This is a genomic window from Streptomyces sp. NPDC002588 (assembly GCF_040295925.1).
Taxonomy (GTDB): domain Bacteria; phylum Actinomycetota; class Actinomycetes; order Streptomycetales; family Streptomycetaceae; genus Streptomyces.
Genome location: NZ_JBEOWF010000017.1, coordinates 64,151 through 88,502, shown reverse-complemented (window position 1 = coordinate 88,502; position 24,352 = coordinate 64,151). Strand labels below are relative to the sequence as shown.

General features: G+C 72.1%; 24 protein-coding genes and 1 riboswitch. Of the genes, 21 read left to right on the top strand and 3 right to left on the bottom strand.

All coding sequences use genetic code 11. From position 1 onward, the window contains the following. Positions 1 to 33: 33 nt before the first annotated feature. From rpe to ABT057_RS20925, 8 genes are all read left to right on the top strand, one after another. A complete protein-coding gene (rpe, locus tag ABT057_RS20960) occupies positions 34 to 720 on the top strand; it encodes a ribulose-phosphate 3-epimerase (protein WP_352344584.1) in 687 nt (228 codons plus the stop codon). Positions 721 to 857: 137 nt separating this feature from the next. After that, positions 858 to 1,901, top strand: coding sequence for a sugar-binding transcriptional regulator (locus ABT057_RS20955; protein WP_352344583.1), 1,044 nt, complete (start codon positions 858 to 860; stop codon positions 1,899 to 1,901). A 79-nt stretch (positions 1,902 to 1,980) separates the two neighbouring features. Beyond that, on the top strand, positions 1,981 to 2,286 hold the full coding sequence (locus tag ABT057_RS20950; RefSeq protein ID WP_352344582.1) for a barstar family protein: 306 nt from the start codon (positions 1,981 to 1,983) through the stop codon (positions 2,284 to 2,286). 131 nt (positions 2,287 to 2,417) lie between these two features. After that, entirely contained in the window at positions 2,418 to 3,857 is a 1,440-nt protein-coding gene (locus tag ABT057_RS20945) for a GuaB1 family IMP dehydrogenase-related protein (RefSeq protein ID WP_352344766.1), read from the top strand. 152 nt (positions 3,858 to 4,009) lie between these two features. Beyond that, entirely contained in the window at positions 4,010 to 4,462 is a 453-nt protein-coding gene (locus ABT057_RS20940) for an Lrp/AsnC family transcriptional regulator (RefSeq protein ID WP_352344581.1), read from the top strand. A gap of 161 nt (positions 4,463 to 4,623) precedes the next feature. Continuing rightward, entirely contained in the window at positions 4,624 to 5,721 is a 1,098-nt protein-coding gene (locus tag ABT057_RS20935) for an MFS transporter (RefSeq protein WP_352344580.1), read from the top strand. 148 nt (positions 5,722 to 5,869) lie between these two features. Continuing rightward, complete coding sequence (locus ABT057_RS20930; protein WP_352344579.1) at positions 5,870 to 6,658, top strand: carbon-nitrogen hydrolase family protein; 789 nt, start codon at positions 5,870 to 5,872, stop codon at positions 6,656 to 6,658. Between the two features lie 47 nt (positions 6,659 to 6,705). Further along, positions 6,706 to 8,406 (top strand): flavin monoamine oxidase family protein, encoded by a 1,701-nt coding sequence (locus ABT057_RS20925; protein WP_352344578.1) that lies wholly within the window; start codon positions 6,706 to 6,708, stop codon positions 8,404 to 8,406. Between the two features lie 6 nt (positions 8,407 to 8,412). On the opposite strand, the gene ABT057_RS20920 is transcribed toward ABT057_RS20925, so the two are convergent. Further along, positions 8,413 to 9,141, bottom strand: coding sequence for a DUF5995 family protein (locus ABT057_RS20920; protein ID WP_352344577.1), 729 nt, complete (start codon positions 9,139 to 9,141; stop codon positions 8,413 to 8,415). 142 nt (positions 9,142 to 9,283) lie between these two features. Between ABT057_RS20920 and ABT057_RS20915 the strand changes: the two genes are divergently transcribed. Continuing rightward, positions 9,284 to 10,354, top strand: coding sequence for a glycoside hydrolase family 6 protein (locus ABT057_RS20915; RefSeq protein ID WP_352344764.1), 1,071 nt, complete (start codon positions 9,284 to 9,286; stop codon positions 10,352 to 10,354). Between the two features lie 141 nt (positions 10,355 to 10,495). Beyond that, the gene (locus tag ABT057_RS20910) at positions 10,496 to 11,755 is read left to right on the top strand and encodes an alginate lyase family protein (protein ID WP_352344576.1); all 1,260 of its coding nucleotides are present in this window, start codon (positions 10,496 to 10,498) and stop codon (positions 11,753 to 11,755) included. Between the two features lie 24 nt (positions 11,756 to 11,779). Here the strand turns inward: ABT057_RS20910 and ABT057_RS20905 are convergent, their stop codons facing one another. Next, positions 11,780 to 12,994: an MFS transporter gene (locus ABT057_RS20905; RefSeq protein WP_352344575.1), complete on the bottom strand. Its 1,215-nt coding sequence runs from the start codon at positions 12,992 to 12,994 to the stop codon at positions 11,780 to 11,782. Positions 12,995 to 13,114: 120 nt separating this feature from the next. Between ABT057_RS20905 and ABT057_RS20900 the strand changes: the two genes are divergently transcribed. Further along, complete coding sequence (locus tag ABT057_RS20900) at positions 13,115 to 14,296, top strand: ROK family transcriptional regulator (protein ID WP_352344574.1); 1,182 nt, start codon at positions 13,115 to 13,117, stop codon at positions 14,294 to 14,296. A gap of 22 nt (positions 14,297 to 14,318) precedes the next feature. Here ABT057_RS20900 and ABT057_RS20895 read toward each other — a convergent pair whose 3' ends face one another. Next, complete coding sequence (locus ABT057_RS20895) at positions 14,319 to 15,068, bottom strand: SDR family oxidoreductase (protein ID WP_352344573.1); 750 nt, start codon at positions 15,066 to 15,068, stop codon at positions 14,319 to 14,321. Between the two features lie 405 nt (positions 15,069 to 15,473). Further along, a riboswitch (FMN riboswitch) is annotated at positions 15,474 to 15,604 on the top strand. 148 nt (positions 15,605 to 15,752) lie between these two features. On the opposite strand from ABT057_RS20895, the gene ABT057_RS20890 reads away from it, so the two are divergent. The 10 genes from ABT057_RS20890 (at position 15,753) to ABT057_RS20845 (ending at position 24,319) form a co-directional block, all read left to right on the top strand. Then, complete coding sequence (locus tag ABT057_RS20890; protein ID WP_352344572.1) at positions 15,753 to 16,364, top strand: riboflavin synthase; 612 nt, start codon at positions 15,753 to 15,755, stop codon at positions 16,362 to 16,364. Continuing rightward, positions 16,361 to 17,002, top strand: coding sequence for a nicotinamide riboside transporter PnuC (pnuC, locus tag ABT057_RS20885; RefSeq protein WP_352344571.1), 642 nt, complete (start codon positions 16,361 to 16,363; stop codon positions 17,000 to 17,002). The genes ABT057_RS20890 and pnuC overlap by 4 nt, the downstream gene beginning before the upstream one ends. After that, entirely contained in the window at positions 16,999 to 18,288 is a 1,290-nt protein-coding gene (locus ABT057_RS20880; protein ID WP_352344570.1) for a bifunctional 3,4-dihydroxy-2-butanone-4-phosphate synthase/GTP cyclohydrolase II, read from the top strand. The genes pnuC and ABT057_RS20880 overlap by 4 nt, the downstream gene beginning before the upstream one ends. Before the next feature lie 58 nt (positions 18,289 to 18,346). Then, positions 18,347 to 18,832 (top strand): 6,7-dimethyl-8-ribityllumazine synthase, encoded by a 486-nt coding sequence (gene ribH / locus ABT057_RS20875; RefSeq protein WP_352344569.1) that lies wholly within the window; start codon positions 18,347 to 18,349, stop codon positions 18,830 to 18,832. 34 nt (positions 18,833 to 18,866) lie between these two features. After that, a complete protein-coding gene (locus tag ABT057_RS20870) occupies positions 18,867 to 19,139 on the top strand; it encodes a phosphoribosyl-ATP diphosphatase (RefSeq protein WP_133916329.1) in 273 nt (90 codons plus the stop codon). A gap of 47 nt (positions 19,140 to 19,186) precedes the next feature. After that, the gene (gene hisG, locus ABT057_RS20865; RefSeq protein WP_352344568.1) at positions 19,187 to 20,044 is read left to right on the top strand and encodes an ATP phosphoribosyltransferase; all 858 of its coding nucleotides are present in this window, start codon (positions 19,187 to 19,189) and stop codon (positions 20,042 to 20,044) included. Positions 20,045 to 20,058: 14 nt separating this feature from the next. Continuing rightward, positions 20,059 to 20,541 (top strand): PH domain-containing protein, encoded by a 483-nt coding sequence (locus ABT057_RS20860; protein ID WP_352344567.1) that lies wholly within the window; start codon positions 20,059 to 20,061, stop codon positions 20,539 to 20,541. Between the two features lie 206 nt (positions 20,542 to 20,747). After that, positions 20,748 to 22,073, top strand: coding sequence for a hemolysin family protein (locus ABT057_RS20855; protein WP_352344566.1), 1,326 nt, complete (start codon positions 20,748 to 20,750; stop codon positions 22,071 to 22,073). Continuing rightward, on the top strand, positions 22,070 to 23,161 hold the full coding sequence (locus ABT057_RS20850) for a hemolysin family protein (RefSeq protein WP_352344565.1): 1,092 nt from the start codon (positions 22,070 to 22,072) through the stop codon (positions 23,159 to 23,161). Before ABT057_RS20855 ends, ABT057_RS20850 begins: the two co-directional genes overlap by 4 nt. 198 nt (positions 23,162 to 23,359) lie before the next feature. After that, entirely contained in the window at positions 23,360 to 24,319 is a 960-nt protein-coding gene (locus ABT057_RS20845; protein ID WP_352344564.1) for a DMT family transporter, read from the top strand. Positions 24,320 to 24,352 lie beyond the last annotated feature (33 nt).

The following is a 24,352-nucleotide window of genomic DNA, read 5'->3' as shown; positions in this document are numbered from 1 at the left end:
CGCAACCCCCGAGGAGCATGGCAGGCTTGGGGCATGGCCGCGCAGATCAACCCCAGCATCCTGTCCGCCGACTTCGCTCGTCTCGCGGACGAGGCGAAGGCGGTGGAAGGAGCCGACTGGCTCCACGTCGACGTCATGGACAACCATTTCGTCCCGAACCTCACGCTCGGTGTGCCGGTCGTAGAGTCCCTGGCCCGTGCGACGGACACTCCGCTGGACTGCCATCTGATGATCGAGGCCCCCGATCGCTGGGCCCCGCAGTACGTCGAGGCGGGTGCCTCGTCCGTCACCTTCCACGTCGAGGCGGCCGCCGCGCCGGTGCGGCTCGCCCGCGAGATCCGCGCGAAGGGCGCCCGTGCCGCCATGGCGCTCAAGCCCGCGACGCCCATCGAGCCGTACGAGGACCTGCTGCCCGAACTCGACATGCTGCTGATCATGACGGTCGAACCGGGCTTCGGGGGCCAGGCGTTCCTCGACATCATGCTCCCGAAGATCCGCCGCACCCGCGAGTTGATCAGCAAGCACGGCCTTCAGCTGTGGCTCCAGGTCGACGGCGGGGTCTCGGCCTCGACGATCGAGCGGTGCGCGGAGGCCGGCGCGGACGTGTTCGTCGCCGGGTCGGCGGTGTACGGCGCCGAGGACCCGGCGGAGGCGGTCCGCGCCCTGCGCGCCCAGGCCGAGGCGACCACGGCCCGGGCGAGCTGGGCGTGCGCCCACTGAGGAGGACGAGTACCGCCCGGCAGACAGCCCACTGAACACGCAGGCCAGGCGGCTACCGGGCCACAGCTACGTGAACGGCTCCCATCAGGGCTGATCAAGTCCGCCGGATCTGCAAGGATGAACGGCGTATCCAGAGTGTGAACAGCAGTGAGGAGATCGCCGTGTCGGGTATGTCGGCGGGCCGGTCAGCCATGCGGATGGGACCCGCAGAGCTGGTGCAGGCGGCGGCCATGGCCCGCCGCTTCTACCTCGAGGGCAAGTCCAAGATCCAGATCGCGGAGGAGTTCGGCGTCAGCCGCTTCAAGGTGGCCAGGGTCCTGGAGACCGCCCTCGAACGGGATCTCGTACGGATCGAGATCCGCGTGCCGGCCGAGCTGGACGCCGAGCGCTCCGACGCGCTCCGCGCCCGCTACGGCCTCAGGCACGCCGTCGTGGTCGAGTCCCCGGCCGAGGCCGAGGAGAGCACCGACCCCGAGAACCTGGGGGAGGTGGCCGCCGACCTGCTCGGCGAACTGGTGAACGAGGGGGATGTCCTGGGCCTGGCCTGGGGCCGCTCCACCATCCACATGGCGGCGGCCCTCGACCGGCTGCCGCCGTGCACGGTGGTGCAGCTGACGGGCGTGTACGACGCCGGGACCGCCGAACGCGGCTCGGTCGAGGCCGTCCGCCGCGCCGCCCAGGTGTCGGGCGGTGACGCGCACCCCATCTACGCGCCGATGCTGCTCCCGGACGCGGCCACCGCGGCGGCGCTGCGCCACCAGACCGGGATCGCCCGGGCCTTCGAGTACTTCGACAAGGTCACGGTCGCCTGTGTCTCCATCGGCTCCTGGGAGGCCGGCATCTCCACGGTGCACGACATGCTCAGCGACGAGGAGCGGGGTCACTACGCCTCCCTCGGGGTCGCCGCCGAGATGTCCGCGCACCTCTTCGACGCCGAGGGCCGCCGGGTCGGGCGGGACCTGGGCGAGCGGTGCATCACGGTCAAGGCCGACCAGCTCCGCCGGGTGCCCGAGGTCGTGGCGATCGCGGGCGGGCAGCGCAAGGCGGCCGCGATCGACGCGGTGCTGCGGTCCGGGCTCGTCACCAGTCTGGTGACGGACACCTCCGCGGCCGACTATCTGATGACGGCGGGTCCGACGCCGAAGCCGGCCCTCAACCGGGCCGACCCGGACGGGATCTGACGGGCCGTCATGAGGGGGCGGTCGCTGCGGCCGTCCCCTCGCTCGTTCACAACCACGACTTGCCCAGGACGGTGACGGGATGACCGAGCACGTGCTCACGCTGGACCTCGACGGGGTCGCCGAGAAGGCCGAGCTGATGGACCGCTGCGTCCGGGACCTGGAGCTGCCCGACTGGTTCGGCCGCAACTGGGACGCGCTCGCCGACAGCCTCACCGACCTTCCCCAGGGGCCGGAGTCCGGGCCGGTGCTGGTCGTCGTACGCAACTGGCGGCACTACGCGAAGGTCCGGCCGGAGGAGTGGGAGATCGCGCAGGAGGTGTTCTCCTCGGCGGTGAACCAGGTGCCGGCGCTCTCGGTGGTGCTCGCTCTCGGAGGATCCTCCTAAGAGGCCCCTGAGCTGCTTGGACGTTCTGTCCGGGCATGGTGCCGGGGTCGTCATGGGAGAATGAAGTACGTGCTCTTCCCCCTGGCTGACCTGTCAGGGGGTCACCTCTGGACGACTGGGATGTGCAGCACGTGCGTTTCCTCAACGACATCCGGCCCGCCTACGACCTCACCTACGACGACGTCTTCATGGTGCCGAGCCGCAGTGCGGTCGGGTCGCGTCAGGGGGTGGACCTCACCTCGCCGGACGGCACGGGCACCACGATCCCGCTGGTCGTCGCGAACATGACCGCCGTGGCCGGCCGCCGCATGGCCGAGACCGTGGCCCGGCGCGGCGGGCTCGTGGTGATCCCGCAGGACATCCCGATCGACGTCGTCACCGATGTCGTCACCTGGGTCAAGAGCCGGCACCTGGTCCTCGACACCCCGATCGTGCTCGCCCCGCACCAGACGGTCGCGGACGCCCTGGCGCTGCTGCCGAAGCGCGCGCACAACGCGGGCGTGGTCGTCGACGAGGACTTCCGTCCGGTGGGCGTCGTCACCGACGCCGACCTGACCGGCGTGGACCGGTTCACCCAGCTCGAGGTCGTCATGTCCCGCGACCTGCTGCTGCTCGACGCCGGCATCGACCCGCGGGAGGCCTTCAACCGCCTCGACGGGGCGAACCGGCGCTACGCCCCCGCGGTCGACCGGGACGGCAAGCTCGCCGGCATCCTCACCCGCAAGGGCGCCCTGCGCGCCACGCTGTACACCCCGGCGACCGACGCAGGCGGCAGGCTGCGCATCGCCGCCGCCGTCGGCATCAACGGCGATGTCGCGGGGAAGGCCAAGCAACTGCTCGACGCGGGCGTGGACACGCTCGTCATCGACACCGCGCACGGCCACCAGGAGTCGATGATCGGCGCGATCCGTACCGTGCGCTCCCTCGCCCCGGGGGTGCCGATCGCGGCGGGCAACATCGTCTCCGCGGCGGGCGTCAAGGACCTGATCGACGCCGGTGCCGACATCATCAAGGTCGGCGTGGGCCCCGGCGCCATGTGCACCACCCGCATGATGACCGGTGTCGGCCGGCCGCAGTTCTCCGCGGTCCTGGAGTGCGCGGCCGAGGCGAGGAAGTACGGCAGGCACGTGTGGGCCGACGGCGGCGTCCGTCACCCGCGCGACGTCGCGATGGCGCTGGCCGCGGGCGCGTCCAACGTGATGATCGGATCCTGGTTCGCGGGGACGTACGAGTCGCCGGGCGACCTCCAGCAGGACGCGAACGGCCGCCCCTACAAGGAGTCCTTCGGCATGGCCTCCGCGCGCGCCGTCCGCAACCGTACGTCGGAGGAGTCCGCCTACGACCGGGCCCGCAAGGCCCTGTTCGAGGAGGGCATCTCCACCTCCCGCATGTTCCTCGACCCGGCCCGGCCCGGCGTCGAGGACCTGATCGACTCGATCATCGCGGGCGTCCGCTCCTCCTGCACGTACGCCGGCGCGGGCTCGCTCGAGGAGTTCGCCGAGAAGGCCGTCGTGGGCATCCAGAGCGCGGCGGGTTACGCCGAGGGCAAGCCCCTGCACGCCAGCTGGTAGCTCCGCCGGGTGGGCCCTGCACCGGGTGCGGGTCCGTTGTGGCCGGTACCGGTGCGTCCGGGCGGCGGTCGGGCTCGTGTTCTACTTCCTCTACGGCCACCGCCGGTCCCGACTCGCCACACCCGCCCCGCTCGAGAAGTGAACGACCCACCGTGCTGAACGATCTCGACGAACGCATCGTGCACGCCCTCGCCGAGGACGCCCGCCGCTCCTTCGCGGACATCGGGCAGCTGGTCGGCCTGTCCGCGCCCGCGGTGAAACGGCGCGTGGACCGGCTGCGGGCGACCGGGGCCATCACCGGCTTCACCGTACGGGTCGACCCGGCGGCCCTCGGCTGGAAGACCGAGGGGTTCGTCGAGATCTACTGCCGGCGCAACACCTCCCCGGAGACCATCCAGCGGGGTCTGGAGCGCTACCAGGAGGTGGTGGCCGCGTCCACGGTCACCGGTGAGGCGGACGCGGTCGCGCAGGTCTTCGCGGCCGACATGCGCCACTTCGAGCGCGTCCTCGAGCGGATCGCCGGGGAGCCCTTCGTCGAGCGCACCAAGTCGGTCCTGGTGCTGTCCCCGCTGCTCAGGCGGTTCTCCTCGGGCTCGCCGACCTGATCCCGGGTTCTGCGTCCGTCGATCACCCGCATTCTCGCTGGGCAGCGGGGCCCGAGCTGTCTACCATCGAAGCCATGACCTGGCGACATTGATCCACGACCGGCTCCGGCGTCCGTCGACTGACCGCCACGCTGTACGCGTACGCGTTCCTCGACGAGTTCGTGCTGCTCTACCCGGTGTACGCGCTGCTCTTCGCCGACACCGGACTGTCCGTCGGACGGATCTCCTCCCTCTTCGTCCTGTGGTCGCTGACCGGCGTCCTGCTCGAGGTCCCCTCCGGCGCCTGGGCCGACGCCGTCTCCCGGCGGCTGCTGCTGTGGCTGGGCCCGCTGCTGGGCGGCGCGGGTTTCGCCCTGTGGGTGCTGTTCCCGTCGTACTGGGCCTTCGCGGCCGGCTTCGTCCTGTGGGGCGTGCGCGGCGCGCTGGGCTCGGGCGCGCTGGAGGCCCTCGTCTACGAGGAGCTGGAGCTGCTCGGCGCGGCCGACCGGTACGCCCGGGTGATGGGCCGGGCCCATGCGGTGGGCCAGTCGGCCGTGATGGCGGCGACGGCCCTGGCCGGTCCGGTCCTCGCGGCCGGCGGCTATCCGGCGGTCGGCGCGGCGAGCGTGCTGGCCTGCGTCCTGTGCGCCGCGACCGCGACCCGCCTCCCCGAGCACCGGCGGCCGGCGGGCGACGGCGACAGCTGGGCCGCGACCCTGCGGACCGGACTGTCCGAAGTCCGCCGCGACCGCTCCGTACGCGGCGCCCTGCTGCTCGTCCCCGCCGTGACGGCGGTGTGGGGTGCCCTCGACGAGTACACGCCCCTGCTGGTCGGGGCGACCGGTGTCCCGGAGCCGAGCGTCCCCCACCTGCTGGTGCTGATCTGGGCCGGTGTCACCGCCGGAAGCCTGCTGTCCGGGCCGGCCGAGCGCCTGGGCCGCCGGGGGTTCGCCGTGCTGCTCACCCTCTCCGCGCTCGCCCTCGCCGCCGGAGGGCTCAGCGGCACCCCGGCCGGTATCGCCCTCGTCGCCCTCGCCTTCGGCGGTTTCCAGCTGGCGACCGTGCTGGCCGACGTCCGGCTCCAGCGGCGGATCGAGGGCACCGGCCGGGCCACCCTCACGTCGGTCGCCGGCCTCGGCACGGAGGTGGTGACCATCGGGGTGTACGGCGTGTACGGCGCCCTCGGCTCGGCGTTCCCGCACGGCGTCGTCTTCGCCCTGTGCGCCGTGCCGTACCTGGTGACGGCGCTGGCGGTGGCCCGGGGGAGGGGGACGCAATGAATCGCCGCGGACGCGACGACGTACGCAACGAATCGCTTACCGGAGCGCAACGGCTCCCGCTTGTCCGGCCGTCGGGGACGCCCGTACCGTCTGAAGGGCCCCCGAAACGAGGCGGCCACACCCCCTTCCGTCCCGGTGAGGATCCCGCATGCGCACCGCCCTGCTCCAGAGCTCCGGCCGCCCCGGCTCCGTCGTCGAGAACCTCAAGGTCCTCGACGAGGCCGCGGGCCGGGCCGCCGCCGCGGGCGCCGCACTCCTCGTCGCACCCGAGATGTTCCTCACCGGGTACGCGATCGGCGACGGCATCGCCCGCCTCGCCGAGTCCGCCGACGGGGACTCCGCCGACGCGATCGCCGAGCTGGCCGCCCGGCACGGGCTCGCGGTCGCGTACGGCTACCCGGAGCGCGTCGGGGACGCGGTGTACAACTCCGCCCAGCTGATCTCCGCCGACGGCAGCCGCCTCGCGAACTATCGCAAGACCCACCTCTTCGGCTGCTTCGAGCGCGACCACTTCCACTCCGGCGAGCAGCCCGTCGTGCAGGCCGAACTGGACGGCCTCACCGTCGGCCTCATGATCTGCTACGACGTCGAGTTCCCGGAGAACGTCCGGGCCCATGCCCTGGCCGGCACGGACCTGCTGCTCGTCCCGACCGCGCAGATGCACCCCTTCCAGTTCGTCGCCGAGTCGATGATCCCGGTGCGTGCCTTCGAGAACCAGCTGTACGTCGCGTACGTCAACCGGGTCGGCCCGGAGGGCGAGTTCGAGTTCGTCGGGCTCTCCGCGCTGGCCGGTCCCGACGGGATCGCCCGCGCCCGGGCCGGCCGTGGCGAGGAACTGGTGTTCGCGGACGCCGACCCCGTCGCCCTCGCCGCCTCCCGCGAGGCGAACCCGTACCTGACGGACCGCCGCCCCGGCCTGTACGGGTCCCTGGTCTGAAATCCCCACCCCGGTCTTTCTGTTCTTGTGCAAGGAGCCCGTACCCCATGACGTCCACCGTGCCCAACGCCGTCGAGCACGCTGACGAGCAGCAGCCGCCGATCACCATGTTCGGCCCGGACTTCCCGTACGCCTACGACGACTTCCTCGCCCACCCGGCGGGGCTCGGCCAGATCCCCGCGACCGAGCACGGCAGCGAGGTCGCCGTCATCGGCGGCGGTCTCTCGGGCATCGTGGCCGCGTACGAGCTGATGAAGATGGGCCTCAAGCCGGTCGTCTACGAGGCCGACCGGATCGGCGGCCGGCTGCGGACCGTCGGCTTCGAGGGCACCGGTACCGAGGGCCTGACCGCCGAGATGGGCGCGATGCGCTTCCCGCCGTCCTCCACGGCGCTCCAGCACTACATCGACCTGGCGGGCCTGGAGACCCGGCCCTTCCCCAATCCCCTCGCCGAGGTCACCCCTTCGACCGTCGTCGACCTCAAGGGCGAGTCGCACTACGCCGAGACCGCCGACGACCTGCCGCAGGTCTACCGCGATGTCGCCGCGGCCTGGAACAAGTGCCTCGAGGACGGCGCCGACTTCTCCGACATGAACCGCGCCCTGCGCGAGCGGGACGTGCCGCGCATCCGCGAGATCTGGGCCCGGCTCGTCGAGAAGCTCGACAACCAGACCTTCTACGGCTTCCTCTGCGACTCCGACGCCTTCAGGTCCTTCCGGCACCGTGAGATCTTCGGCCAGGTCGGCTTCGGGACCGGCGGCTGGGACACCGACTTCCCCAATTCCATCCTGGAGATCCTGCGCGTCGTCTACACCGAGGCGGACGACCACCACCGCGGGATCGTCGGCGGCAGCCAGCAACTCCCGCTCCGGCTCTGGGAGCGCGAGCCGGAGAAGATCGTCCACTGGGCGTACGGCACCTCGCTGGCGAGCCTGCACGACGACGGCCGGCCCCGCCCCGCCGTGACCCGGCTGCACCGCACCGCGGGCAACCGGATCACCGTGACGGACGCGAACGGCGACATCCGCACCTACCGGGCGGCCGTCTTCACGGCCCAGTCGTGGATGCTGCTGTCCAAGATCGCCTGCGACGACTCGCTCTTCCCGATCGACCACTGGACGGCGATCGAGCGCACCCACTACATGGAGAGCTCGAAGCTGTTCGTGCCGGTGGACCGGCCGTTCTGGCTCGACAAGGACGAGCGGACCGGGCGGGACGTCATGTCGATGACGCTCACCGACCGTATGACGCGCGGGACCTACCTCCTCGACGACGGCCCGGACCGGCCCGCCGTCATCTGCCTCTCCTACACCTGGTGCGACGACAGCCTGAAGTGGCTGCCGCTGTCCGCGAACGAGCGGATGGAGGTCATGCTCAAGTCGCTCGGCGAGATCTACCCGGACGTCGACATCAGGAAGCACGTCATCGGCAACCCGGTGACGGTGTCCTGGGAGAACGAGCCCTACTTCATGGGCGCGTTCAAGGCCAACCTGCCCGGCCACTACCGCTACCAGCGGCGCCTGTTCACCCACTTCATGCAGGACCGGCTGCCCGCCGACAAGCGGGGCATCTTCCTCGCCGGCGACGACATCTCCTGGACGGCCGGCTGGGCGGAGGGCGCGGTCCAGACCGCGCTGAACGCGGTCTGGGGCGTCATGCACCACTTCGGCGGCGCGACCGACCCGGGCAACCCCGGTCCGGGTGACCTCTACGACGAGATCGCGCCGGTCGAGCTGCCGGAGGACTGACGGCGCTCACAGGGGTGTGAGCAGCATGCGCCCCGCGAAGCCGACCGCGGTGTCGAGCCGGTCGGTGAACTCCTGGGCGACGTCCGGGAGTCCGCGCAGCGCCCACAGGGCCCGGGCCGCCGTCCAGGTGGCGTCCCGGGCCCGCTCCAGGCTCCAGGAGCCGAGCAGATGGGTGAGCGGATCGGCGATCTGGAGGAGGTCGGGGCCGGGCATCAGCTCCTCGCGGATGTGTTCCTCCAGCGCGACGAGGACATCGCCCACCCGGTCGTACTCGTCCTCCAGTTCGGCCGGTTCGCAACCGAGGCTGCGACAGGCGTCCACGACGGCGAGCGCCAGATCGTGCCCGATGTGCGCGTTGATGCCCGCGAGGGCGAACTGCAGCGGCCGTACGCCAGGGTGACGGCGCATCTGGAACAGCGGGCGCCAGCAGGCGGGCGGCCGGCGGTCGGCCACCGCCGCGTCCACCGCGGTGAGATAGCGCTCGGCGAACCGTGCGTCCAGCGTGCGCGCGGCCTCCGGGTCCGTGAACCCGCCCGTGTCGATCCACCCGTCGATCTCCTGTGTCACCGCGAGATAGACCCGGTTGAAGACCGCGACGCCGTCGTGGTGCGGCAGGGCCGCGTCCAGGGCGCGCATCCGGGCGAGCACACCGTGCACGGTCGCGTCGAGGGCCGGGGCGGCGGCCGTGTCTACCGGAGGGGTGACGGGAGGGATGAACTGTTCCAATTGCGGCATGGGGGAAGAGTCGCAGCCCTAGGCTGGCCCGCGCGTCGGCGAGCCGGACGCTTCCCCGGAACGGGGGAACGAGCGCGCCGCGCGGGAAGGGGACGGCGCGGTGTCAGGCTCACGGGGGCGGCGGGCGACCCGGCGCGGTGTCATGGTCGCGGCCGTCTCGGCGGTGCTCGTACTGGGCGCCGCGGCGGGGACGGCGACCGTGCTCGGAGCCGGTGAGGGGGACGACGGACCGGAGTCGCAGCGGGCCCGGCCGCGGGGGAGCGCGACGGTCGCATCCGCACCGCCGTCACCGTCGCCCACACCCACACCCACACCCACCCCGGCCCCGGGCAAGCCGCGGGAAGCCCCCGCCCGGTCACCTCGCCTCTACCACCACCCCGACACCCAGGTTCTCGAGTGGGTCCGCGCCCATCCGGGTGACTCGCGGCGCCCCGTCATCGAGTCCCGGATCGCCGGCCGGCCGGCGGCCGTGTGGTTCACCGAGTACTCGCCCGGCACCCTCACCTCACGGGTCCGCGCCGTCACCTCGGCGGCCGCCGCGCGCGACCGGGTGCCCGTCCTCGTGGCCTACGCGATCCCGGACCGCGACTGCGGCGGCGCATCCGAGGGCGGGGTACCAAACCTCGACGCCTACGACGGCTGGATCGACGCCTTCGCCGCAGGTCTCGGCTCCGGGCGGGTCGTGGTCGTCCTGGAGCCCGACTCGATCGCCCAGGCGGACTGTCTGGACCCGGGGCAACGGGCCGACCGGTTCGCCTCGTTGGCCCGCGCGGGACGGGTGCTGAAGGCGGCGGACCCGAGAGCCCGGGTCTACTACGACGCGGGCCACTCCGGCTGGAACCCGCCCGAGAAGCAGGCCGCCCTGCTTCGGCAGGCGGGAGCCGTCTTCGGTGACGGCGTCTTCAGCAACGTCTCCAACTTCCGTGCCACGGCCGACGAGGTCGCCTACGACCGGCGGGTCCTGGCCGCCCTCGGCGGCCCGGCGGGGCTCGGTGCCGTCATCGACACCAGCCGCAACGGCAACGGCGCGCCCGCCCACGGCGAGTGGTGCGACCCGGACGGACGGCGGATCGGGCGCACCCCCACCCTCGACACCGGCGAGGCGCGCATCGACGGCTATCTGTGGGTGAAGCCGCCGGGGGAGGCCGACGGCTGCAAGGGGGCCGCGGGCGAGTTCAGCCCGTCGTACGCCTACGAGTTGGCCTCGCCGTAGGGGAGGCCGCTGCGTCCTCTCTGTACATGAAGTTTGTTCACACTGTTGTCATGTCCACGCGCGGCCCTTACGCTCGCACGGTCCTACTCATGAACTGCGTTCACATTCGTGACCTGATGGTTAGAGGAAACGGAGTGCTCGATGAGAGGAAGATCCCGTGCCGCCGTTCTGCTGGCCGCGGTGCTGATGCTCGGAGCCGCCCTCGTGCCGTCCGCGCACGCGGCGCCCAGGGCCCCGGACACCGCCGTCCTCGACGGTGCCCGGCTCCAGCAGACGAAACTCCGCCTCGACCGGGGCGATCCCCGACTCCGGCGCCCGCTCGAAGCCTTGACGGCCCGCGCCGACACCTGGCTGGACCAGGGCCCCTGGACGGTCGTCGACAAACCGAAGCCCGCGCCCGGCGGGGACGTCCACGACTATCTGAGCCAGGCCCCCTACTGGTGGCCCTCGCAGCCCCCCACCGCCGACAACCCCTGGGGCTGCCCCTATGTCCAGCGCGACGGACAGCGCAACCCCGAGGTCGACTCCGGCACCGACCGCCAGGACGTCGAGAAGGTCTTCGACTCGACCTACGAACTGTCCCTGGCCTGGTACTACACCGGCAAGCGGGTCTACGCCGAGAAGGCCGGCCAGGTCCTGCGCACCTGGTTCCTCGACCCGGACACGCGGATGAACCCGAACCTGAACCACGCGCAGTTCATCCCCTGCAAGTACGACGGCCGGGCCATCGGCATCATCGACTTCTCGCAGTCCTACACCAGCGTCGTCGACGCCCTCGCGCTCCTCGCCACCGGCGCCCCGGGCTGGACCAGGGCCGACCGGACCGGCATGGCCCGGTGGAACTCCGCGTTCCTGGACTGGCTGAAGAACAGCGACTTCGGCCGGGAGGAGGCGGCCGCGGCCAACAACCACGGCACCTTCCACGACATGCAGCTCGCCGCGCTCGCGTACGCGACCGGCGACCGGGGCCTCGCCCGGCGGACGGTGCTCGCCGCGCGTGCGGTGCGCATCGACCCGCAGATCGCGGCCGACGGCAGCCAGCCGCAGGAGCTGACCCGCACCCGCAGCTGGCACTACTCGACCTTCGACCTGGTCGCCTACACCCGGCTCGCGGCGATCGGGCGCCATGTCGGCGTCGATCTGTGGGCGTACCGGGGCCCGGACGGGCAGAGCGTGCGCAAGGCCGTGGACTACCTGCTGCCCGCGGCGACCGGGGCCGCCGCCTGGCCGTATCCGGAGCTGGAGTTCCACCGGTACGCGGCGAGCGACATCGTGCACGCGGCGGCGGACGCGGGGGACCGGGCGGCGCGCAGGGCCGCTGCGCTGCTCGAGGCGCCGCCCGGCGGTGACCTCTGGGAGCTGCGGCCCGCCGCCGAGCAACTGGACTCGATAGCGGGCTGATCAGCCCTTCCCGACCGACGTCACCTATGTCCGCGGGCCGGGCACTGCCGCCGCCGGCGGAGCGACCTTCGCGCCGGTCCGCCGCTCGCCCCCGCGCAGCACCCCGGCGAACGCGACGAGCCCGCAGGCCAGGGCCGTCACCACCCCGAACGACACCACCAGGCTGGTCGCCTGCGCCACCCCGCCGATCAGACCCGGGGCGATCAGCCCGGAGGTGTACGTGATGGTCGCGACGCCCGCGATGGCCTGACTGGGGTTCGGCCCGCTGTGCCCGGCCGCTGCGAAGCACAGCGGTACGACGACGGCGATGCCGAGACCCATCAGCCCGAACCCGGCCATCGCCACCGCCGGATACCCGGCGAGCACGATCAGCACTCCGCCCAGCGCGGCCAGCGCACCGCCCGCCCGGACGGTCCGCACCGCGCCGAAGCGGTTCACCACCGCGTCGCCCGCGATCCGGGCCGCCGCCATGGTGAGCATGAAGCCGGTGGTGCAGGCCGCGGCGAGCCCGGCCGACGCCTCCAGCTGGTCGCGCAGATAGACCGCCGACCAGTCCAGGCTGGCCCCCTCGGCGAACACCGCACAGAACCCGACCGCGCCGATCAGCACCGCCGAGCGCGGCGGCAGCGCGAACCGCGGCGGTGCTTCCTCGTCCTCGGTGGGCCGGACGTCGAGCACCCAGCGGCAGACCAGCAGCCCCAGCACGGTCAGGATGGCCGCCGCCAGCGCGTGGTGCACACGCGCGTCCGAGCCCAGGTGTGCGGCGAGGGTGCCGGCCGCCGAGCCGATCAGCGCCCCCGCGCTCCACATGCCGTGCAGCCCCGACATGATCGACTTGTCGAGCCGGGTCTCCACCTCCACGCCCAGGGCGTTCATCACCACGTCGGCCATGCCCGAGGTCGCGCCGTAGGTGAACATCGCCAGGCACAGCGAGAGCAGGTTCGGGGCCAGGGACGGCAGGGTGAGCGACATCGTCCACAGGGCGAGCAGGCCGGTCAGGGCCCTGCGGCTGCCGAAGCGGTGGGTGATCCAGCCGGCCAGCGGCATCGCGCACGAGGCGCCGAACGCGGTGAACGCCAGGGCGAAGCCCAGCTGGCCCGCGCTCACCCCCGCGTGGTCCTGGATCCACGGCACGCGCGTGGCGAAGGAACCGGTGACCGCGCCGTGCACGGTGAACACGGCCGCCACGGCGTACCGGGCGCGCCGGACCTCCGACGGCGCGTGGACCACTCCGCTCATTCTTCCGCCCCTCCTGACCGCGTGCCGTCCCGACTGTGCGCGTAAACTATCAGGAACCCTGCCTGATAAATAGGGGCCGTTTCGGACCTCCGACCGTCCGGCCATGGGAGGATTCCGCGCATGCCCGCATCCCCGAGCACCGCCCGGGCCATCAACGACCGGCTCGCCCTGCGCCTCCTGCAGGACCAAGGCCCTCTGACGGCAGGGCAGTTGAAGCAGTTCACCGGCCTCTCCCGGCCCACGGTCGCCGACCTGGTCGAACGCCTCACCGCCTCCGGCCTGGTCGAGATCGCGGGCGAGACGGGCGAGCAGCGCCGCGGGCCCAACGCCAGGCTCTACGGCCTGGTCGCCGACCGCGCCCACCTGGCCGCCCTGGACGTGCGCACCGAGGGCGTCACCGTGCTCGTCTCCGACCTGGTGGGCCGGGTGCTCGCCGAGGCGTCGGTGCCGATCGGCGACGAGACGGGCACGGGGCCCGCCGTCGAACAGGCGGTGACGCTGGTCGAGCGGACGGCGAAGGAGGCGGGCGCCGACCCGCTGCACACGGTCGGCATCGGCGCGCCCGGCCTGATCGATCCGGTGAGCGGTGAGCTGCGGAACTCCTCCGGGCTGCCCGAGTGGCACCGCCGTCTGGTGGCCGCACTTCAGGAACGACTCCCGCACGCGCGCGTGAGCGTCGAGAACGAGACCAACCTCGCCGCCCTCGCCGAGCAGCGGGAGGGCGCCGCCAGGGACCGCGACACGTTCGTCCTGCTCTGGCTCGGCCACGGCACGGGCGCGGCCGTCGTCCTGGACGGCGCCCTCCGCCGGGGCGCCTCCGGGGGCACGGGCGAGATCGGCTTCCTCCCGGTACCCGGCACGGGCGCCATCCCCTCGGCCACCGACTGCGAGGGCGGCTTCCACTCCCTGGCGGGCTCGGCGGCGATCACGGCACTCGCGGCGGAACACGGCGTACCGGCTCTCGCCGAGGGTGAGGAGCCGGCCGGGGCGGCGGCGGTGCGGTGGGCGACCCGGACCCGCTCCGCCGCGGCCGAGTCCTTCCTCGACGCCCTCGCCGAGCGCATCGCCATCGGGGTCGCCTCCGTCGTCGCCGTGCTCGACCCCGGGTGCGTGGTGCTGGGCGGCGAGGTCGGGCGGACCGGCGGCGAGGAACTGGCGGACCGCGTCGCGGCGCGGCTGCGGCGGATGGCACCCCTGCCCACCGAGGTCCGGCCCAGCGCCCTCGGCGGCGGCGCGGTCCTGCGCGGCGCCCTGCTCACGGCACGCGAATCCGCCCAGGAGGAACTCTTCGGGACGCCCTGAGGGCTGTCCCGTGGGACAGCCCTCAGCGGTGCCTGCGGCTCCTGGCCGCGAGGTACTCCTCGAACGTCCGCTTCCCCACCGCCCGCTCCGGAGCCAGGTGACCCCCCGCCCGGAAACCCCGGTACGCCGCGCCCCACAGCGGTACGTGCACCACCGCCCGGCGCCTGCCGCTCGCCCTGAGAAAGGCCCGGGCCAGCGACTCGAAGGTGCGGACCTCGGGACCCGCCATGTCCTCGGCCCGTCCCGCCGGAGCGCCCCCGGCCAGCTCCGCGAGCCGGTCCGCGACCTCGGCCACCTCCACCGGCTGGTCGCGCACCCCGGCCGGCAGGACCATCACCGGCACCTTGGCCAGCCCCTCGAACAGCCGGAGCAGCAGATCGTGGAACTGGGTCGCGCGCAGCACGGTCCAGCCCAGCCCCGATTCCTCCACCAGGTTCTCCACGGCGAGCTTCGTCCTGTAGTAGCCGAACGGAACCCGGTCCACCCCGACGATCGAGATGAAGACCAGATGCCGCACCTCCGCTCCGCGCGCGGCCGCGATCAGGTTCTCCGCCGCCCGCTCGTCACCCCCGCGCGGAGTGCTGGCACAGTGCACGACCGTGTCCGTGCCGGCCATGGCCGCGTCCAGTGCCGGCCCGCCCTCCCGCAGGTCGACGCCGTACGGCCGGCTGTGCCGGCTCAGCACCCGTACCTCGTGCCCGTCCGCCCGCAGCCGCTCGGCCACGAGCCGTCCGAGGGTTCCGGTCCCGCCGGTCACCAGGATGGTGGTCATACCGCTTCGCCCCTTCGGACACCGGGCGCTCACGGGTGGAACACCCTTCCCAAGGTGAGACCGGACGGTCTCGCGGAATCCCGCGGACCCCGGCGCTCACACCGGCTGACGTCGAACGGAGTCAAGCTTGTCCGGGTTCGCCACGGCCCGCACGCCGGCGAGAAGACGGGCCCGGCGACGGGCAAGGGCCGTCCATCACCGCCGCCGGACCGCCCCCGCGACCCTAAGAGGACTAGACCAGCACGTCAACAAGTACGGACCAATCGTCAAACGGGGAACCCGAACGCGGAGTTGGGGCCTGCGCGCCTCGCCCGAAAGGTCCAGCGAGAGGCTCTGTGAGCCACCCCACATCCATCGCCCGTATGGACGACGATCCGCCGTGGCACACTGGCCGTGTACCTAAAGCAGCGCACTCCGGGGTCGGTGAAAGTCCGAACCGGCGGTTACAGTCCGCGACCCGGTCACTTCCAGTGGCCGGTTGACCAGGTGAAATTCCTGGACCGACGGTTAAAGTCCGGATGGGAGGCAGTGCGCGGCGGGCGGGCATTCGTGCGCGCCGCCGTATGTGTACTCGTCCAGGCGGACGAGTCTGTCGGCGTCGCCCCCAATGTCCTCGCCCGTGTCTGCTGTCGTCATCGACAGGCCCCGGAGTCCGTGCCCCAATGAGGCAGGAGGACCCGGGAAGTGTTCACCGGAATCGTCGAAGAGCTGGGTGAGGTCACCGCCGTCGAGGACCTCGGCGACGCCTCCCGCTTCCGTCTGCGCGGCCCCGTCGTCACCGACGGCGCGAAGCACGGCGACTCCATCGCCGTGAACGGGGTCTGTCTCACCGTCGTCGAGCACGAGGGCGACGAGTTCACCGCCGATGTCATGGCGGAGACCCTCGTCCGCTCCAGCCTCCGCACCCTGACCGTCGGCTCCCGCGTCAACCTCGAACGCCCCACCGCCGTCGGCGACCGCCTCGGCGGGCACATCGTGCAGGGCCATGTCGACGGCACCGGCCAGGTCCTGGAGCGCAAGCCCTCCGAGAACTGGGAGATCGTCAAGGTCTCCCTCCCCGCCGAACTCGCCCGGTACGTGGTCGAGAAGGGCTCCGTCACCGTCGACGGCATCAGCCTCACGGTCGTCGAGGCCGGCCCCGACTACTTCACCGTCAGCCTCATCCCCACCACCCTCGCCCTGACCACGCTCGGCCTCAAGCAGCCCGGCGACCCGGTCAACCTCGAGGTGGACATCGTCGCCAAGTACGTCGAGCGGCTGCTGGCGACGACGACAGGTCGGGGAGCGGACAAGTGAACGGGCTCAACTCCGAGGCGTTCACCCTCCTCGACCAGCACATCATCTGGTCGGACATGATCGGCAACATCCTCGGTCTGATCACCCTCGCCCTCGGCTGGCGCCGCTCCCTGCTGACCTGGCCGGTGCAGTTCCTCTCCGGCCTGGTCCTCTTCACCGCCTTCTACGGCCACCTGGCGGGCAGCGCCGGCAAGCAGGTCGTCGTCATGGCGGTGGCGCTGTACGGCTGGTGGCAGTGGAACCGGAACAAGGGCCAGTCGGGCGACGGCCACATCGTCCCCCGCTTCGCCACCTGGACCGAGCGCGCGTCGATGCTCGGTGCCGCCGCGGTCGGCACGGTCGCGGTGGCCCTCCTCTTCAAGGCCCATCCGTCCCTGTCCTGGGACCCCTGGCCGGACGCCTACATCTTCGTCGGCACCGTCGTCGCCATGTACGCCCAGGCGCGCGGCATGGTCGAGTTCTGGATCGCCTGGCTCCTCGTCGACCTCGTCGGTGTCCCCCTCAACTTCGCCAACGGCTACGCCTTCTCCGGCTTCGTCTACGTCATCTACGGCGCGCTCGTCCTGTGGGGCATGCGCGACTGGTGGCTGCGCTCCCGCAAGGCGGCGCGGCCCGCTCTGGAAGGAGCGCCGGCATGAGCACGGCACCGATCCTGTACCGCACCGAGGACCTGGAAGACCTCACCCTCGACCCCGTCGAGCAGGCCATCGCCGACATCGCGGCCGGCCGTCCCATCGTGGTCGTCGACGACGAGGACCGCGAGAACGAGGGCGATCTCGTCGTCGCCGCCGAGAAGGCGACCCCCGAGATCGTCGCCTTCATGATGAGCGAGTGCCGCGGCCTGATCTGCGCCCCCATGGAGGGCGACGAGCTCGACCGGCTGAAGCTCCCGCAGATGGTGGAGGACAACACCGAGTCGATGAGGACCGCCTTCACGGTCTCCGTCGACGCCTCCGCCGCCCACGGCGTCACCACCGGCATCTCCGCCGCCGACCGCGCCACCACCCTTCAGCTGCTGGCGAGCGGCGACGCGGAGCCGACGGACCTCGTCCGCCCCGGCCACGTCTTCCCCCTGCGGGCCAGGCCGGGCGGTGTCCTCACCCGCAACGGCCACACCGAGGCCGCCGTCGACCTCGCCCGCCTCGCCGGACTGCGCCCGGCCGGCGCGATCGTCGAGATCGCGGGCGAGGACGGCCGGATGCTCCGCCTGCCCGAACTGATCCCGTTCGCCCGCAAGCACGGCCTGACGATCATCTCCATCGAGGACCTGATCGCCTACCGCCGCGACGCCGAGCCGACGGTCCGCCGCGAGGCCGAGACCCGGCTGCCCACCGCCCACGGCACCTTCACCGCCTACGGCTACCGCTCCACCACCGACGGCGTCGAGCACGTCGCCCTGGTCCACGGCGACCTCGGCGACGGCAAGGACGTCCTGGTCCGCGTCCACTCCGAATGCCTGACCGGCGACATCTTCGCCTCCCAGCGCTGCGACTGCGGCCCCCAGCTCGACGCGTCCCTGGAACGCATCCAGAGCGAGGGCCGGGGCGTCGTCGTCTACCTGCGCGGACACGAGGGCCGGGGCATCGGCCTGCTGTCGAAGCTGCGGGCCTACGAACTCCAGGAGCAGGGCCACGACACCCTCGACGCCAACCTGGAACTGGGCCTGCCCGCCGACGCCCGCGACTACGGCGCCGGCGCGCAGATCCTCACCGACCTCGGCGTGCGCAGCGTCCGGCTGATGACCAACAACCCCGAGAAGACCGAGGCGCTCGGCCGGCACGGCATCGAGGTCACCGAGCGCGAGCCGATGCCCGTCCAGGCGGGCGAGCACAACATCCGCTACCTGCGCACCAAGCGGGACCGGATGGGACACGACCTGCCCTGGCTGGACACGGCCCCCGTGTCCCCCTGCGGCAACCAGTAAGACCCCCGTAAGACCCGTAAGGCCCGTAGGACCCTTAAGAACAGCACTGAGGAGAGACGTGAGCGGCAAGGGCGCACCGGAGCTGTCCGTACGCAATGTGGGTGACCTCAGGGTCGCCGTCATCGCGGCGCAGTGGCACGAGAAGGTGATGGACGGTCTGGTCGACGGCGCCCTGCGCGCCCTGCACGACCTGGGCATCGACGAGCCGACCCTGCTCCGGGTGCCCGGCAGCTGGGAGCTCCCGGTCGTCGCCAAGGTCCTCGCGGGCCGCGGCTACGACGCGATCGTCGCCCTCGGCGTCGTCATCCGCGGCGGCACCCCGCACTTCGAGTACGTGTGCCAGGGCGTCACCCAGGGCCTCACCCAGGTCTCCGTGGAGACCGGCGTCCCCGTCGGCTTCGGCGTACTCACCTGCGACACCGAGGAGCAGGCCCTGGACCGGGCCGGTATCGAGGGCTCCCACGAGGACAAGGGACACGAGGCGGTGACGGCGGCGGTGGCGACCGCGGCCATCCTCCGCTCAGTATCCGAACCCTGGAGGTAGGCCACCCGGCACAACGGCTAGGGTGGGCAGCACCATGTCCAAGAAGACGTTCGAGGAGCTCTTCTCCGAGCTCCAGCAGAAGGCCGCCACCGGCGACCCCGCCACTTCCCGCACCGCCGAACTGGTCGGCAAGGGCGTCCATGCCATCGGCAAGAAGGTCGTCGAAGAGGCCGCCGAGGTCTGGATGGCCGCCGAGTACGAGGGCAAGGAGGCGGCCGCCGAGGAGATCTCGCAGCTCCTCTACCACGTCCAGGTGATGATGGTCGCCCGCGGAATCTCGCTGGACGACGTCTACGCCCACCTGTGAACCCATTTCCGACACACCGCACTCTCCACGCAAAGGAAGCCGACCTCATGCTGCGCATCGCCGTCCCCAACAAGGGTTCCCTGTCAGGCCCTGCGGCGGACATGCTGCATGAGGCCGGCTACCAGCAGCGCCGCGAGTCCAAGGAACTGCGGATCGTCGACCCGGTCAACGAGGTGGAGTTCTTCTACCTCCGCCCCCGCGACATCGCGATCTACGTCTCCTCCGGCCGCCTCGACATCGGCATCACCGGCCGTGACCTGCTGATCGACTCGGGGGCCAACGCCGAGGAGATCCTCCCGCTCGGCTTCGCCCGCTCCACCTTCCGCTTCGCCTCCAAGCCGGGCCAGGCCGGCGGCGTCGAGGACCTCAAGGGCAAGACGGTCGCCACCTCCTACGAGGGCATCGTCGCCAAGCACCTCGCGGACCACGGCGTCGACGCCTCCGTCGTCCACCTCGACGGAGCCGTCGAGACCGCCATAGAGCTGGGCGTCGCCGAGGTCATCGCCGACGTCGTCGAGACCGGGACCTCGCTGCGCAACGCGGGCCTGGAGGTCTTCGGCGAGCCCATCATGAAGTCCGAGGCCATCGTGATCCGCCGCACCGGCGCGGACACCGAGGAGGCCGCCGAGCCGAAGGTCCAGCAGTTCCTGCGCCGCCTCCAGGGCGTCCTGGTCGCCCGGACCTACGTGATGATGGACTACGACTGCCGCGTCGAGCAGCTCGAGAAGGCCGTCGCGCTGACCCCTGGCCTGGAGTCACCGACCGTCTCCCCGCTGCACAACGAGGGCTGGGTCGCCGTCCGCGCCATGGTCCCCGCCAAGGAGGCCCAGCGGATCATGGACGACCTGTACGACATCGGCGCCCGCGCCATCCTGACCACGGCCATCCACGCCTGCCGCCTCTGACCTCGACCGGGAACATGTCCGACCTCCCTGGCAGCGATCTGCCCACCCTGCCCGTCACCTTCCGGCCGGGCCGCACCCGCGCGGTGCTGCTCACGGCCGGGGTGGCGATCCTCCTCGTCATCTCCGCCATCGCCATGCTGCTGGAGAAACTCGGCCCGGGGGAGCGGCTCAGCTTCGTCCTGACCGGCGCCCTCATCTTCGGGGTGCTGGCCCGGCTCGCCCGGGTTCGGGTGGTCGCCGACGACTCCGGGGTCACCGTCCTGAACATCGCGAGCAGCCGCCGTCTGGACTGGGCCGAGATCATCCAGGTGAACCTCCGTCCGGGCGACCCCTGGGTGTTCCTCAACCTCACCGACGGCACCAGCCTGCCCGCGCTCGGCATCCAGCCCGGCATCGACAAGCAGCAGGCCATCGCCGACGCGCGGGCGCTGCGCGCGCTCGTCGAGAGCCGCTCCGTCCTGGACCCCGAAGCGTCCACAGAGCAAGATCAGGGCTGACTCGGGGACATCCACCCTGCCGCACAGGCCCCTGTCTTGATTAATCTGGTGACGGAGGCGTTCCCCTTTGCCCTCCGCCCCTGTCGTGCCCTGCCCGGCGCACAGGGGTTCCTGCTACCCGAGGAGTGACCCTCTCCGGCGATGGACGGTTCGTCCTGTAGTACCTGCGCCGCCCCCATCCGACATGGTTCGGAGGCGGCGGCATCATGACCATCCCCCTGCTGCTCCTGGCAGCCGCCTTCCTGCTCATCCTCGCCAACGGCTTCTTCGTGGCCGCCGAGTTCGGCCTCGTCACGGTCGAGCGCCCGGACGCGGAGAAGGCCGCCGCCGAGGGGGACAAGCGAGCCCGTACGGTCGTGGAGTCCCTCAAGGAGCTGTCCTTCCAGCTCTCCGGCACCCAGCTCGGCATCACCATCACCTCCCTCGTCGTCGGCATGCTCGCCGAACCGGCGCTCGCGGAGCTGCTGCGCATCCCGTTCACCGCGATCGGCATCCCCGAGGGCGCCGTCTCCGGTGTCGCCGTGGTCGTCGGCATGCTGCTGGCCTCCGCCGTCCAGATGGTGATCGGCGAACTCGTGCCCAAGAACTGGGCGGTGTCCAAGCCCCTGCAGGTCGCGCGGTTCGTCGCGGGCCCGCAGCACACCTTCTCCCGCGTCTTCCGGCCGGTGATCGCGGCCCTCAACACCGTCGCCAACCGGCTGGTGCGCGCCCTCGGCGTGGAGCCCACCGAGGAGCTGGCCTCCGCCCGCACACCCGGTGAACTGGTCTCCCTGGCCCGCCACTCGGCCCAGGCCGGAGCACTCGAACAGGACACGGCCGACCTCTTCGTGCGGACCCTGTCCCTGGCCGAGCTGACCGCGCAGCACGTCATGACCCCGCGCGTGAAGGTCAGCGCCCTGCAGTCCTCCGCGACCGCCGAGGACGTGGTCAACCTGACCCGCGCCACCGGCCTGTCCCGCTTCCCCGTCTACCGCGAGAAGATCGACGAGATCGTCGGCATGGCCCACCTCAAGGACGCCCTCGCCGTCCCCGTCCACGACCGGCTGCGCACCCCGGTCGTCCGGATCGCCCGCCCGGCGCTGCTGGTCCCCGAGACCCTGCCCGTCCAGCCGCTGCTGGCCCGGCTGCGCAGCGAGCAGCCCATCGCCGTCGTCGTCGACGAGTACGGCGGCACGGCCGGAGTGGTCACCCTCGAGGACATCGTCGAGGAGATCGTCGGCGAGGTCCGCGACGAGCACGACGGACAGGACTCCCCCGAACTCGCCGCCGCCCCGCCCGAGGACGGCAGGCCCGCCTGGGACGTCGACGGCAGCTGCCGGGTCGACACCCTCCAGCGCATAGGCCTGGAAGTGCCCGAGGGGCCGTACGAGACGGTCGCCGGACTCGTCGCCGACCTGCTCGGCCGGATCCCCGCCGTCGGCGACCGGGCCGAACTGCCCGGCTGGCGCCTCTCGGTGCGCCGGATCGGCCACTACCGGGCCGAGCGGGTCCGGCTGGTCCGTACCGGTCAGGTCGTGGAGGTAGCCCGATGAGTGTCGTCCAACTCGCCTTCGCCGCCCTGCTCGTGCTGACCAACGGGTTCTTCGTCGGCGCCGAGTTCGCCCTCGTCTCCGTCCGCCGCAGCCAGATCGAGCCCCTGGGCACCGCCCGGGCCCGCCAGGTCCTCTACGGCCTGGAGCGGCTGCCGCAGATGATGGCCGCCGCCCAGTTCGGCATCACCGTCTGCTCCCTCACCCTGGGCGCCGTCGCCGAACCGACGGTCGCCGAACTGCTGGAGCCGCTCTTCGAGTGGATCCGCCTTCCGCACGGCATGATCCACCCGCTGGGCTACGTCATAGCCCTGGCCGCGGTGGTCTTCTTCCACCTCGTCATCGGCGAGATGGTCCCGAAGAACCTCGCCATGGCCGCACCGGAGAAGGCCGCGCTGTGGCTCAGCCCCGGCCTGGTCGCCTTCGCCAGGGTGTGCCGGCCGATCACCGTGGCCCTCGGCGCCTGCGCCCAGGGCATCCTCAAACTGTTCCACGTCGAGCCCAAGGACGAGGTCGAGGCCGTCGTCACCAGTGAGCAGCTCAACCGGCTGCTGGAGGACTCCGGTCAGGCCGGGCTGCTCGACCCCGAGGAGCGGGAGCGCCTGGAGGACGCGCTGGAGCTGGGCTCCCGCCCGGTGACCGACGTCCTGCTGGGCCGCGAGTCCCTGGTCACGGTCAGCCCCTCGGTCACCCCCGGGGAGATCGTCGAACTGACCGCCCGCACCGGCTACTCCCGCTTCCCCGTCGCCGCGGAGAACGGCGCCTTCATGGGCTACCTCCATGTGAAGGACGTCCTCGACGCGGAGGACTCCGAGCGGGCGGTTCCGCAGCAGGTCTGGCGCCCCATGACGACCCTGCGCTCGGAACTCCCCCTGGACGACGCCCTGACGGTGATGCGCCGCGCGGCCACCCACCTCGCCCAGGTCGCGGACGCCTCCGGCAAGGTGCTCGGCCTGGTCGCCCTGGAGGACGTGCTCGAACTGCTGGTGGGCGAGGTCAGGGACCCCGCACACCGCGAGGTGCCCGACGTCCGGCTGACCGAGCCGAGGGTGAGCGACGAGCCCGAGGAGGCCATGGCGACCCGGCGGTGAAGCCGAGCGTCCCCGCCGGATACCCTCACCGGGTGAACACCTACTGGCACGTCGTTCTGCCGCCGCTCGGCGCCTGACCGGGCGCCGACGACGGTTTGATCCCCGGCCCCGACCGGCCCGCAGGGCGGTCGGGGGCCGTGGCCGTGCGCCCGTTTCGGATCGAGTCCCAGACGCATTCGACGACGGAAGACCACGACTGTGCCGAACCGCACCTCCCCCCTTGCTCCCGGGCGCCCGGAAGCCGCCGGACCGCGGCCGTCCCGCGCCGGATTCCTCGGCGGTCCCGCGCCCATCCTCACCTCGGCCGTGCTGTGGGGTACGACCGGGACCGCTGCTTCCCTGGCCCCCGCAGGCGCACCGGCCGCGGCCATCGGCTGCGCGGGCCTCGTCCTCGGCGGCCTCCTGCTGTTCCTCACCTCCCGAGGCGCCCGCTCGCTGCCCGCCGCCTGCACACGTGCCGAGCGCCCGCTGCTCGTCCTGGGCGCACTGGCCGTGGCCGGATATCCCGTCACCTTCTACCCGGCCGTGGCCCGGACCGGGGTGGCCGTGGCCACCGTGATCGCGCTGGGCAGCGCACCGGTCTTCGCCGGCCTGCTGTCCTGGCTCGCCGGACAGGGCCGCCCGACGGCACGCTGGACCGCCGCCACCGCGGCCGCCGTCCTCGGCTGCACCCTGCTCGTCCTGGGTCCCGGGCTCACCGCCGCCACTCCGATGGACCTGACGGGTGTGGCGCTCGCCGCGTGCGCAGGACTGTCGTACGCCGCGTACTCGCTGATCGGCGGCACGCTCATCACGCGCGGACACTCCTCCGACGCGGTGATGGGCATGCTGTTCGGCGCCGCCGCGCTGCTCGCCGCGCCGCTCGTGCTGTCCGTCGACACGCACTGGCTGACCACCGGCCGGGGCACGGCCGTGGCCGGCTATCTCGCCCTGTTCACGGTCTGCCTCGCCTACCGGTTCTTCGGGTACGGACTGCGCCGCACCCCCGCGTCGTCGGCCACCTCGCTGACCCTGGCCGAGCCCGCCGTCGCGGCGGTCCTGGGCGTCACCGTCCTCGGTGAACGCCTCCCGGCCGTGTCCTGGTGCGGCCTGGCCGTCCTCGCCCTGGGACTGGTCCTGCTGACCTTCCCGGTGGGAGCGGGACGCGGGGAGCGGTAGCGGGGACGAGGGCGGGGCCCGGGGCGGGCGGCG